The sequence below is a fragment of the Klebsiella sp. D5A genome (assembly GCF_001620885.1).
Taxonomy (GTDB): Bacteria; Pseudomonadota; Gammaproteobacteria; order Enterobacterales; family Enterobacteriaceae; genus Klebsiella; species Klebsiella variicola.
In genome coordinates, this window is the sequence record NZ_LOAR01000005.1 from 163,563 (window position 1) to 176,465 (window position 12,903).

At 55.2% G+C, this 12,903-nt stretch carries 8 protein-coding genes, 1 tRNA gene and 1 other RNA gene; all 10 read left to right on the top strand.

All coding sequences use genetic code 11. The features are described 5' to 3' along the window. The first annotated feature begins 108 nt into the window (after positions 1-108). The 10 genes from AS136_RS08745 to dppC all read left to right on the top strand — a co-directional run bounded on the left by AS136_RS08745 (position 109) and on the right by dppC (position 12,894). Positions 109-690, top strand: coding sequence for an autotransporter outer membrane beta-barrel domain-containing protein (locus AS136_RS08745; protein WP_162493230.1), 582 nt, complete (start codon positions 109-111; stop codon positions 688-690). 239 nt (positions 691-929) lie between these two features. After that, positions 930-2,135, top strand: a complete 1,206-nt coding sequence (locus tag AS136_RS08750; RefSeq protein WP_023323377.1) for an L-lactate MFS transporter — start codon at positions 930-932, stop codon at positions 2,133-2,135. A gap of 242 nt (positions 2,136-2,377) precedes the next feature. After that, positions 2,378-4,051 (top strand): kdo(2)-lipid A phosphoethanolamine 7''-transferase, encoded by a 1,674-nt coding sequence (gene eptB / locus AS136_RS08755; protein WP_023323376.1) that lies wholly within the window; start codon positions 2,378-2,380, stop codon positions 4,049-4,051. A gap of 196 nt (positions 4,052-4,247) precedes the next feature. Beyond that, complete coding sequence (locus tag AS136_RS08760) at positions 4,248-5,642, top strand: ankyrin repeat domain-containing protein (RefSeq protein WP_012540344.1); 1,395 nt, start codon at positions 4,248-4,250, stop codon at positions 5,640-5,642. Positions 5,643-5,761: 119 nt separating this feature from the next. Beyond that, a tRNA-Pro gene (locus AS136_RS08765) sits at positions 5,762-5,838 on the top strand. 34 nt (positions 5,839-5,872) lie between these two features. Continuing rightward, positions 5,873-6,005, top strand: a non-coding RNA gene (locus AS136_RS08770) — RtT sRNA. Between the two features lie 428 nt (positions 6,006-6,433). Continuing rightward, a complete protein-coding gene (locus tag AS136_RS08775; protein ID WP_023323375.1) occupies positions 6,434-8,401 on the top strand; it encodes an RNA-binding domain-containing protein in 1,968 nt (655 codons plus the stop codon). Positions 8,402-9,220: 819 nt separating this feature from the next. Continuing rightward, the gene (gene dppA, locus AS136_RS08785; protein WP_012540345.1) at positions 9,221-10,828 is read left to right on the top strand and encodes a dipeptide ABC transporter periplasmic-binding protein DppA; all 1,608 of its coding nucleotides are present in this window, start codon (positions 9,221-9,223) and stop codon (positions 10,826-10,828) included. A gap of 134 nt (positions 10,829-10,962) precedes the next feature. Then, the gene (gene dppB / locus AS136_RS08790) at positions 10,963-11,982 is read left to right on the top strand and encodes a dipeptide ABC transporter permease DppB (RefSeq protein ID WP_008806900.1); all 1,020 of its coding nucleotides are present in this window, start codon (positions 10,963-10,965) and stop codon (positions 11,980-11,982) included. Positions 11,983-11,991: 9 nt separating this feature from the next. Beyond that, positions 11,992-12,894: a dipeptide ABC transporter permease DppC gene (gene dppC, locus AS136_RS08795; RefSeq protein WP_012967081.1), complete on the top strand. Its 903-nt coding sequence runs from the start codon at positions 11,992-11,994 to the stop codon at positions 12,892-12,894. The last annotated feature ends 9 nt before the right edge of the window (positions 12,895-12,903 follow it).

Sequence of the window (12,903 nt, forward strand, 5' to 3'; positions counted from 1 at the left end):
AACACAGCAATATTGCCGATTCGGCTCTTTTCTGGAGTCGCATTAATGATAATAAAGAAATGCAATGGCCTCCGGGGCTTCTTGTTCCCGGCGAGCGTATCCGTCTGGATGACGTGTGTCTCTGGAGCGAATGCCTGGCAACAGGAATATATCGCTATCGATACAAAAAGTAATACGCCGGAACGCTATACATGGGATAGCGATCACCAACCACGTTACGAAGATATTCTCGCTGAGCGGATGAAGTCCTCAGAGACGCCTGGCGGGCTGGCATTAAACCAGGCGCTGGCGCCACCGGACAGCAGCCGTGGTCAGAGCGTTGGCTGGAATTATCTGCTGGCAAATGGCATGACCTCCGGGCCGGTGGCCAGCCTGCGCAGTGACGTCACCGCGCCAGTGACGAGAAGCGCTGGCGAGACGGGGTATGTCAACACGCTCGGCTGGCGCATGGATTATCAGTCGCTGTGGGGCGTGCATCCCTGGGCTCAGGTGAGCTATAACCAGTCGCTTACCAGCGATGCCTGGTCGCCGACGACCCGCGCCAGAGAGGGCGGCTGGAGTGATGTCACCCTGGGCGCCGATATGCGGTTGGGATCCCATGTTGCGGCATGGGCGACGCTGTCGCAGGCGGACAATGTCCCATCCGGGGAAAATACGCTCTATCTGATGGGCGTCAGCGCCAACTTTTGACCGATATTGTTACGCGTTTGAAACGACGCGGTTATTGTTAAATCTCAGTAATGGCGCATTTCTGTGAGATAGCGCACACTAACTTTTTTCCTGAAATTCGCGGAATGAATGTTTTGCAATGTCATTCGTTCCGCCATTAATGCATTTCATTCCCTGCTGGTGGCAGTTCATGCCTTTTTCCCCACAGGATGAGGGGCCTTCGCTATTGTGGCGGCAGTTAATTTATCAGGACAACTGCTATGAACGCTGCAAACCGTCAATCGACCCGCTGGCTTACGCTAATCGGCACCATCGTCACCCAATTTGCTCTCGGTTCGGTCTATACCTGGAGCCTGTTTAATAGTTCGCTGTCTGACAAACTGGGCGAGCCGGTCAGCCAGGTGGCTTTCTCCTTTGGCCTGCTGAGCCTCGGGCTGGCGCTCTCCTCGTCGGTCGCCGGGAAGTTGCAGGAACGCTTTGGCGTTAAGCGTGTGACCATGGCCTCCGGGATACTGCTCGGTTTGGGCTTCTTCCTGACCGCGCACTCCAACAGCCTGATGATGCTGTGGCTGAGCGCGGGCGTGCTGGTGGGGCTGGCGGACGGCGCCGGCTATCTGCTGACCCTGTCGAACTGCGTGAAGTGGTTCCCGGAGCGTAAAGGGCTGATCTCTGCTTTCTCCATTGGTTCCTATGGGCTCGGCAGCCTGGGGTTCAAATTCATTGATTCCCATCTGCTGGCCACCGTCGGCCTGGAAAAAACCTTCGTCATCTGGGGCGCTATCGTGCTGGTGATGATCGTCTTTGGCGCGACCCTGATGAAAGATGCGCCGAATCATACGGCGACCACCGCGGCCAACGGCGTCGTGGAAAATGACTTTACTCTCGCCGAATCGATGCGCAAACCGCAGTACTGGATGCTGGCGGTGATGTTCCTGACGGCCTGCATGAGCGGACTGTACGTGATTGGCGTGGCGAAAGATATTGCCCAGGGGATGGTCCACCTGGATGTCGCCACGGCGGCAAACGCGGTAACCGTTATCTCGATTGCTAACCTCAGCGGCCGCCTGGTGTTAGGCATCCTGTCCGACAAGATCTCCCGCATTCGTGTGATTACCCTCGGTCAGATCGTGTCGCTGGTAGGGATGGCAGCGCTGCTGTTCGCCCCGCTGAATGCCATGACTTTCTTCGCCGCCATCGCCTGCGTCGCCTTTAACTTCGGCGGCACCATCACCGTCTTCCCGTCGCTGGTGAGTGAGTTCTTTGGCCTGAACAATCTGGCGAAAAACTACGGCGTGATTTATCTGGGCTTTGGTATCGGCAGCATCTGCGGCTCTCTCATCGCTTCGCTGTTCGGCGGCTTCTACGTGACCTTCTGCGTGATCTTCGCCCTGCTGATTCTGTCGCTGGCGCTGTCCACCACCATCCGTCAGCCGAAAGGCAGTGTTTATAGCGAGGCGCACGCCTGAAACCTGCAGCGCGAAACGTGCCCCTGGTTAATCCCCTAAGCAAATAGTGCCAATCCAGCCAAATGTTTTGTAAATGTTTGGCTGGATCACATTCCCTCCTGATACTTTTCCCGTTCCCTGTGGTCTACTTATCGCGCTTTGTAGAGGTTTCTGATAACCAACCCTAACGCACCCTATTAGCCTACTGACTCGTGCCACAGCGTCAGGCGGTGTTTTATTCTTCTTTTTCCAGGTTTGCTTGCATGAAATATATTAGAACGATGACACAGCAGAAGCTTAGTTTTTGGCTGGCGCTGTACATCGGCTGGTTTATGAACATCGCCGTTTTTTTCCGGCGTTTCGATGGTTATGCTCAAGAGTTCACTTTCTGGAAAGGGCTTTCCGGTGTCGTTGAACTGGTCGCCACGGTCTTTGTCACCTTCTTCCTGTTACGTCTGCTGTCACTGTTTGGTCGCCGCATCTGGCGCATTCTGGCGACGCTGATTGTCCTGTTTTCCGCCGCCGCCAGTTACTACATGACGTTCCTCAATGTGGTGATTGGCTACGGAATTATCGCTTCGGTGATGACCACCGATATCGACCTGTCGAAAGAGGTCATTGGCTGGCACCTGATCCTCTGGCTGGTGGTGGTGAGCGCGCCGCCGCTGCTGTTCATCTGGAGCAACCGCTGCCGCCATACGCTGCTGCGCCAACTGCGCACCCCGGGGCAGCGGGTTAAAAACGTATTGATCGTCGTGCTGGCCGGGCTCATTGTCTGGGGTCCCATCCGCCTGCTTGAGCTGCGTCAGCATGATGTGGAGCGCCATTCGGAAGTGGATATGCCGAGCTATGGCGGGGTGATCGCCAACTCCTATCTGCCATCTAACTGGCTGTCGGCGCTGGGGCTGTACGCCTGGGCGCAGGTGGATGAATCCTCGGATAATAAATCGCTGATTAACCCGGCGAAGAAGTTTACCTACGTCGCGCCGGAAGGCCTGGATGACACCTACGTGGTGTTTATCATTGGCGAAACGACCCGCTGGGACCATATGGGCATCCTTGGCTATAGCCGCAATACCACGCCAGAGCTGGAGAAAGAGAAGAATCTGGTCGCCTTCCGCGGCTACTCCTGCGATACCGCCACCAAGCTGTCGTTACGCTGCATGTTTGTGCGTCAGGGCGGGGCGGAGGATAACCCGCAGCGGACGCTCAAAGAGCAGAACGTCTTTGCCGTGCTGCATCAGCTGGGCTTCAGCGGCAATCTGTACGCCATGCAGAGCGAGATGTGGTTCTACAGCAACACGATGGCTAACAATATCGCCTACCGCGAGCAGATTGGCGCCGAGCCGCGCAACCGTGGTAAGAGCGTTGACGATATGCTGCTGGTGGAGGAGATGAAGCGCGGTATGGCGCAGGGCAACGCCTCCGGTAAGCATCTGATCATTCTCCACACCAAAGGCTCCCACTTTAACTACACCCAACGCTACCCGCGCAGCTTCGCCCAGTGGAAGCCGGAGTGCGTCGGCGTCGACAACAAGTGCTCGAAAGCGGAGCTGATTAACTCCTACGATAACAGCGTGACCTACGTCGATCACTTTATCGTCAGCGTCCTCGACCAGCTGCGGGATAAGAAAGCGATTGTGTTCTATGCCGCCGATCATGGGGAGTCGATTAATGAACGCGAACACCTGCACGGAACGCCGCGCAAGATGGCGCCGCCGGAGCAGTTCCGCGTGCCGATGATGGTGTGGATGTCGGATAAATACCTGGAGAACCCCGATCATGCCGCCGCGTTTGCCCATCTGCAGCAGCAGGCTGCGATGAAGGTGCCGCGCCGTCACGTCGAGCTGTATGACACCATTATGGGCTGTCTCGGCTATACCTCGCCGGATGGCGGGATCAATGAGAATAACAACTGGTGCCGGTGGAAAAAGTAAGGCACGGGGTTTATTTTCAGATTCTCGGGTCTGTTCTCCCTTCCTGAGCCCAGGATAAGCTAATCCCTCGCCGGCAGACGCCGCGCGAGGGATTTTTTTCGCACAGTGGATGTGTCTGGCAGGTTGCCTCTTCTTCTTTGATTACCCTCCAGTTTTCTCGCTCCCCCTGTGCACGAACTTTTCATGGAGAGAAAGGATGAAGGTGATAAAGGGGTTGGCCTTACTGTGCCTGTTGATGCTCGCGGGCTGCCAGTCTGAGGAAGAGACCAGCCAGTTCCTGCTGGCCTGTAAATACGATGCGCCAGCGACGATCGAAGCCATGCTGAATAACGGCATTGATGTGGATGGTCAGGATAAAACCGGCTTAAGTGGCCTGATGGTCGCTGCCGCGGAAAATCGTCGTGATGTGGTAGCGTTACTGCTTAAGCGTCAGGCGAAGCCGAATCTCCAGACGCGCCAGGGCGTCACGGCGCTGATGCTGGCGGCGGCGCGCGGCAGCGATGCCGCGATTATCGGCGATCTTCTCCAGGCCGGCGCGTCGGTAAATCAGACCAGCGTCGAGAAGAGTACGGCATTGATGTCCGCCATTGCCGACGGCGGGGACGTCAGAAACGACTATCAGCATATTCTGGCGATGAAAAAGCCCGATGCGCCTGTCGAGAAGGAGAGCGCGCTGGATAAAATTGTCGGCGCAACGGCGGCGAAATCGCTGGCGACGGGTAACCGTGCGCTGATGACCGAAGACATGGCGTTACAACTGGCGCCCGGCGCGTTTAAGAAGAACGTCGACGAGATCGTGGCGCTGCTGATCAGGCACGGGGCGGACGTGAAGGCCGTCAATGCGTCAGGGGAATCGGCCTTTTTCCTCGCGGTCGATCACGCGCGTTCGGCGGAAACCATCACGACGCTGGCCAACGCCGGGGCGGACACCAGCCTGGCGGATAAATCCGGCACCACCCCGCTGATGCTGGCGGCGGCGGGGGATGATCCCAATCTGGTGCTGGCGCTGTCGGCCTCCGGTGTGGAGGTGGATAAGCCGAACCGTGAAGGACTCACGGCGCTGCAGGTGGCGGCGGGTCAGGGGTCGCCTGCGGTGATCGCGGCGCTGGTGCAGCGCGGCGCAAAGGTGGACCAGGTCTCCGCCAACGACCTCAGCCCGCTGATGCTGGCGGTCAAAATGAATAATAAAGCCAATGTCGAGGCGCTGCTTGAGGCTGGCGCCAGCGTCAACCTCAGCAATAAGGCCGGCTATACGGCGATCGGTTACAGCCGGGCCGGCGAGGTTCGCCAGCTGCTGCTGGCGCAGCATGCCGAGCTGAAGGGGCAGGCCGCGCATATGGCGCAAAGCGAACTGCAGTTTTGTGCTAATGCCTTTGCCGACAAGCTGGCATACAGCGACATCGCCCGCGCGGTGAATAACGATACCCGCCCGGATATTATGCGTCATCAGCAATCCTGCCCGGAGCTGGGGGAACTGACGATGCTGCTGGGGGAATTTAAATTCAACCCGGCGGGCTCGACCTATCTCGGTGAGCCGGTGACCTGTAAGGTATCCGAGTATCGCAAAGCGTTTGAGGTGACCTGCCGCTGAAAACGATGACCAACCGACGATTCGCTGCTCAGGCTGCTGAGTTTCTCGCCGGTTGAGCGATTTTTTGAAAATAAGGCATTGACGGGTAGGCATCCCAGCAGTAAGATGCGCCCCGCATTCGGTGATTGGCGCAGCCTGGTAGCGCACTTCGTTCGGGACGAAGGGGTCGGAGGTTCGAATCCTCTATCACCGACCAAATTCGAAAAGCCTGCTCAACGAGCAGGCTTTTTTGCATCTGTGGCCTGTGAGGATGAGAACCTCCGGGGGCAGGAGGTTCGACTCGAGCGAAGCGAGAGAACGTTGCGTCAGCAACGGCCCGCAGGGCGAGCCACGAAGTGGTGAGTCATCCTCTATCACCGACCAAATTCGAAAAGCCTGCTCAACGAGCAGGCTTTTTTGCATCTGTGGCCTGTGAGGATGAGAACCTCCGGGGGCAGAGTTCGACTTGTGTTCCGTAGGCCCGCGCAATCGCAGCGCCGCCGGGCATGCGTTTAACCGCAATCTGAAAGCCTGCTCAACGAGCAGGCTTTTTTGCATCTGTGGCCTGCGAGGATGAGAACCTCCGGGGGCAGAGTTCGACTTGTGTTCCGTAGGCCCGCGCAAGCGCAGCGCCGCCGGGCGTGCGTTTAACCGCAATCTGAAAGCCTGCTCAATGAGCAGGCTTTTTTTGCGTATTAAGCCGAAGTTTTTGCAGGCACAGCAGGCAAATGTATTGGTAATGAGATTAACTGAGCGCTCAGGTTGTCCTTTTCATCCCTTGATTGAAAAATCAAACAGGTGCCAATTCGATTATGTTTCCTGTCAGTGATTTGCTGGACTTACAAACGCTTTCTGAATCAGTTGAACTGGAGTTTAAGCTGGCGCAGGGAGCGGAGGGTAAAGGTAAACTGCCAGAGGATTTCTGGCGGACGTACAGTGCGATGGCGAACACCCGCGGTGGCTATGTCGTGTTAGGTGTCAGGGAAAAGAAAGGAAACTTTATCGTTGAAGGGATTAGCGATATGGCTACCGTTACGAAGCAACTTTTTGATATTGCTAACAATAAGAAGAAAGTCAATGTCAATTTACTGACCGAAGAGTCGCTACAAGTCATCAAACTTGATAATAAAGAAGTCATTGTCATTGAGATTCCCATAGCAAGACGAGAACAAAAACCCGTCTATCTCAATAATCAGCCGATGACGGAAACCTATCTCCGCCGTCATGAAGCGGACTGCCACTGCTCTGCAGAGCAAATCAAAAGAATGCTTGCAGAGCAGGTCGAGGATAGCCGTGATGACCGGATCCTGACCGGCTTTGATTTCAGTGATATCGATCAGGACAGTTTGCGCGCCTACCGTAATCTCTTTGCGGTGGCGAAACCTCAGCATCCATGGCAGGAACTAAATCTCGTTGATTTATTTAAGAATATCGGCGGCTGGCGTCAAAATCGTCAGAGCGGGGAGGAGGGCATAACTCTTGCTGGTATCCTGATGTTTGGCACCTGGAATGCCATTCAGGACGCGGTCCCTAACTATTTTGTTGATTATCGTGAACGGGACGATGCACAACCTGATTCCCGCTGGATCGACCGTATCTATCCGGATGGCTCATGGTCAGGCAATGTTTTTGATTTTTACCGCCGGACTTATCGAAAACTGATCACTGATCTTAAGGTACCTTTTGAATTGCAGGACGGTATTCGGCTGGATGAAACCAAAGTTCATGAAGCTATCCGAGAGGCGCTTGTTAATACCCTGGTGCATGCTGATTATACGGGTCGAAGCTCAATCTTAGTGGTCAGACGGCCGGATCTTTTTGGCTTCCGTAATCCAGGGCTGATGCGAATACCGCCGGAAATCGCAGTGAAAGGTGGAGAAAGCGACTGTCGTAACCGCCGTATGCATCAGATGTTTTTAATGATTGGGGCGGGGGAGCGAGCGGGGTCCGGGGTTCCGAAAATTATAAGCGGCTGGAAATGGGCAAACTGGCGCACACCAAAGTTATATGAAAAAACGGAACCCTCTGAACAAACGTTGCTTGAACTGTCCACAGTAAGCCTTGTATCACAGGTAGTGACTGAGCGGCTCAATGGTTTGTTTGGGCACCGTTTTTCTCTGCTTGATGATCTTGAAAGGATGATCGTTATCACCGCGGCGACAGAGGGATGGGTAAACCATGAGCGAGCCTGTCAGCTAACGAGCAGACATTCGCGTGATGTCACCCTGGCATTTCCCAAATTAGTCGATAGGGGATTTCTGGTTGCCAGCGGTCAAAAGCGAGATAAATCATATAGTTTACCTGGAATGGCACTGCCATCGCCGGAAGACATATTTGCAAATGCGTTAAGTTCTACATCGAGCTTAACGCATAACGCTCAGGGCTTAACGCATAGTGGCAACAGCTTAACGCATAGCGTTCCTGATTTAGTCGGTAACCCTCAGGGAAGGGATGAATATGGTCGGTTCATCAGCCACTTTTTAGATAAGCCGTTCATTGATGATCTTGACGCATTAAGTGATGGATTCCGGCATGAGCTTGAAGTGTTAACCGCGCCATCCCGGGCGCAACGACGACTGGAAACCGAGGTGATGAAGGCGTTGCTTGTCCAGTTGTGCGCTGGTCATTACTTATCCGTCGCAGTTATGGAGAAATTATTGGGACGTAAGGCGCAGAGTATTCGCCAGAATTACTTAAAGCCCATGGTGGATGCGAGGCAACTCAAACTGGCGTTTCCCAACAAGCCTAACTCACCTCGACAAGGGTATACGGTGGTCTAGCCTTTTGTTCGTGAGCTTCCGACGCAATGCCGCCCTTCGTTTTTATGATTCGCGCAATACCCCTCTTGCCATTTGTCAGGACGATATATACGCCGTGCCGTCTGGTTCCGTAAGTAGGGACCGGCCAAAAATTCCACCAAAATCACAATAAACGACTTTACCCACGTTTCCAGCCAGCTATTCGCTATTTTGTGACATCTTCCATTGCATTTTTTTATCGATGAACAGATCTTTTTTCGCGAAGCTTATGGCTAAATGTAGCATTTTCCGCTGTGCGCTTTAACGTTCGCGCTATTAATCGCTCACATATTGGTCACACGGCAAGAAATTTTTCTCATTTGTTGGAATTGTTTCCCTCTGCGTGTTGCAAATTATTAAGGTCATTATTCTGCTTATTGACCCGTAGCATAAATTTCTCTGCTGAAAATAGCGCCTTGAAGTTTTTTTAATCTTTGCCTGCCGTTTCTCACGCTGGATGTAAAACCCGGCTGGCTGTATTGACGTTTCCCCATTCTGTTGACAGATTGTAGGGCATGAGGGGCATTTCATGGAGAATCCGTACTGCAACTCAGTCGTTTTTGCGAAAGGAATCCCCATCTCTCTCTACGCCTTCGGGCACCACCGACTGGACCGGGTATATTCTAAATAGTTCGAGCTGCGGAAAGGCGGCAAGTGTACGAGCTCCCCTGAGCATAGATAACGATGTGACTGGGATGATCGAGCGCAGCCAACGCATCCGTTGTTTGAAATAGGACGAATAAAAATAAATAAAGGTCCGGCGGATATATGCAAACAACATCACAGTTTTGGAGCAGAATAATGAGTATTTCCTTGAAGAAATCAGGGATGCTGAAGCTTGGTCTGAGCCTGGTCGCCATGACCGTCGCCGCCAGCGTGCAAGCGAAAACCCTGGTTTATTGTTCTGAAGGCTCGCCGGAAGGCTTTAACCCACAGCTCTTCACCTCTGGCACCACCTATGACGCCAGTTCCGTACCGATCTATAACCGCCTGGTCGAATTTAAAACCGGTACCACGGAAGTTATTCCAGGGCTTGCTGAGAAATGGGAAGTCAGTCCTGATGGCAAAACCTATACTTTCCATCTGCGCCAGGGCGTGAAGTGGCAAGATAATAAAGACTTCAAACCCACCCGTGACCTGAACGCCGATGACATCGTGTTCTCCTTCGATCGCCAGAAGAATACCAATAACCCGTACCATAAAGTTTCTGGCGGCAGCTATGAATACTTTGAAGGGATGGGGTTACCGGACCTGATTAGCGAAGTGAAGAAAGTGGACGATAAAACCGTCCAGTTCGTCCTGACTCGCCCGGAAGCGCCGTTCCTCGCTGACCTGGCCATGGACTTCGCCTCTATCCTGTCGAAAGAGTATGCCGATAACATGCTGAAAGCCGGCACGCCGGAAAAAGTGGACCTCAATCCTATCGGTACCGGCCCATTCCAGCTGCTGCAGTACCAGAAAGATTCCCGCATTCTGTATAAAGCCTTCCCGGGCTACTGGGGTACCAAGCCGAAGATCGATCGTCTGGTCTTCTCCATCACCCCGGACGCTTCCGTGCGCTATGCCAAACTGCAGAAAAATGAGTGCCAGGTGATGCCGTACCCGAACCCGGCGGACATCGCGCGCATGAAGGAAGATAAGAACATTACCCTGCTGGAACAGCCGGGCCTGAACGTCGGTTATCTCTCCTTCAACACCGAGAAGAAACCGCTGGACGACGTCAAAGTTCGTCAGGCGCTGACCTACGCGGTCAACAAAGAAGCGATCATCAAAGCCGTTTACCAGGGCGCAGGCCAGGCGGCGAAGAACCTGATCCCGCCGACGATGTGGGGCTATAACGACGACGTTAAGGATTACACCTACGATCCGGAGAAGGCGAAACAGCTGCTGAAAGAAGCGGGCCTGGAAAAAGGCTTCACCATCGACCTGTGGGCAATGCCGGTACAGCGTCCGTACAACCCGAATGCTCGCCGTATGGCTGAAATGATCCAGGCTGACTGGGCGAAAGTCGGGGTCCAGGCCAAGATTGTTACCTATGAGTGGGGTGAATATCTGAAGCGGGCGAAAGCGGGCGAGCACCAGACCGTAATGATGGGCTGGACCGGTGACAACGGGGATCCGGATAACTTCTTCGCGACCCTGTTCAGCTGCGCCGCAGCGAAAGACGGCTCCAACTACTCGCGCTGGTGCTATAAGCCGTTTGAAGATTTGATTCAGCCGGCCCGCGCTACCGACGACCACAACAAGCGTATTGAACTGTACAAACAGGCTCAGGTAGTGATGCATGACCAGGCTCCGGCGCTGATCATCGCCCACTCCACCGTCTATGAGCCGGTGCGTAAAGAAGTCAAAGGCTATGTGGTGGATCCGCTGGGCAAACACCACTTCGATAACGTCTCCGTCGAATAATAAGCACGATGCCTGACCCCCTCTCCCCGCGTGGGAGAGGTAGGGGGCGTATTCCCGCTATTCCGGGGAATGCTTTTGTGAGCAATACAGACGCCCTGTCGCCAGGCGGGGCGTCACTAGAGAGAATCCGGGTTATGTTGCAGTTTATTCTCCGACGTCTGGGACTCGTCATCCCGACATTTATCGGTATCACCCTTCTCACCTTTGCCTTCGTCCATATGATCCCCGGCGATCCGGTGATGATTATGGCGGGTGAACGTGGTATTTCCCCCGAGCGTCACGCGCAGCTGCTGGCCGAAATGGGCCTTGATAAGCCGCTGTGGCAGCAATATGCCCATTACATTTGGGGCGTACTGCACGGTGATTTAGGCATCTCGCTGAAAAGCCGCATTCCCGTGTGGCAAGAGTTTGTCCCGCGCTTTAAAGCCACCCTTGAGTTGGGCGTTTGCGCGATGATTTTCGCTGTCGCCGTCGGTATTCCGGTGGGCGTGCTGGCTGCGGTAAAACGCGGATCCATCTTTGACCACACCGCCGTGGGTCTGGCGCTGACCGGCTACTCCATGCCTATCTTCTGGTGGGGCATGATGCTGATTATGCTGGTTTCGGTGCAGTTGAACCTGACGCCGGTCTCCGGGCGTATCAGCGATACGGTGTTCCTTGACGATACTCTGCCGCTGACCGGCTTCATGCTGATCGACACCGCCATCTGGGGCGAGCAGGGCGACTTTATTGACGCCTTAATGCATATGATCCTGCCGGCTATCGTGCTGGGCACCATCCCGCTGGCGGTGATTGTGCGTATGACCCGTTCGTCGATGCTGGAAGTGCTCGGCGAAGACTACATTCGTACCGCGCGCGCCAAAGGGCTGACCCGGATGCGAGTGATTGTGGTCCATGCGCTGCGCAACGCGATGCTGCCAGTGGTCACGGTCATTGGCCTGCAGGTGGGCACGCTGCTGGCGGGCGCCATCCTGACGGAAACCATTTTCTCATGGCCTGGTTTAGGCCGCTGGCTGATCGACGCGCTGCAGCGTCGTGATTACCCGGTGGTGCAGGGCGGGGTGCTGCTGGTGGCGACGATGATTATCCTCGTCAACCTGCTGGTCGACCTGCTGTATGGCGTGGTGAACCCGCGTATCCGGCATAAGAAGTAAGAGGCCATCATGTCACAAGTTTCTGAGAATAAAGCGATTGCTGCACCTGTGCCAATGACCCCGCTGCAGGAGTTCTGGCACTATTTCAAACGCAACAAAGGCGCGGTCGTCGGTCTGGTGTACGTGGCGGTGATGATTATCATCGCGGTGTTCGCCAACTTCCTCGCCCCGTATAACCCGGCGGATCAGTTCCGTGATTCGCTGCTGGCGCCGCCGTTCTGGCAGGATGGCGGCAGCCTGGCGCATCTGCTTGGTACCGACGATGTGGGCCGCGATATTCTGTCGCGTCTGATGTACGGCGCCCGCCTGTCGCTGCTGGTGGGCTGCCTGGTGGTGGTCCTGTCGCTGATCCTTGGCGTGGTGCTCGGTCTGGTGGCGGGCTATTTCGGCGGGGCGGTGGATTCCATCATTATGCGCGTCGTCGATATTATGCTGGCGCTGCCGAGCCTGCTGCTGGCGCTGGTGCTGGTGGCTATCTTCGGGCCATCTATCGTCAACGCGTCGCTGGCGCTAACCTTCGTGGCGCTCCCGCACTATGTGCGTCTGACGCGCGCCGCGGTGCTGGTGGAGGTCAACCGCGACTACGTGACCGCTTCCCGCGTAGCGGGCGCCGGCGCGATGCGCCAGATGTTCGTCAATATTCTTCCCAACTGTCTCGCGCCGCTGATCGTTCAGGCGTCGCTGGGCTTTTCTAACGCCATTCTCGATATGGCAGCGCTGGGGTTCCTCGGCATGGGCGCGCAGCCGCCGACGCCTGAGTGGGGCACCATGCTCTCCGACGTATTGCAGTTCGCGCAAAGCGCCTGGTGGGTGGTGACCTTCCCGGGCGTGGCGATCCTGCTGACGGTGCTGGCATTTAACCTGATGGGTGACGGTCTGCGTGACGCGCTCGATCCCAAACTGAAGCAGTAAGAGGTTCGA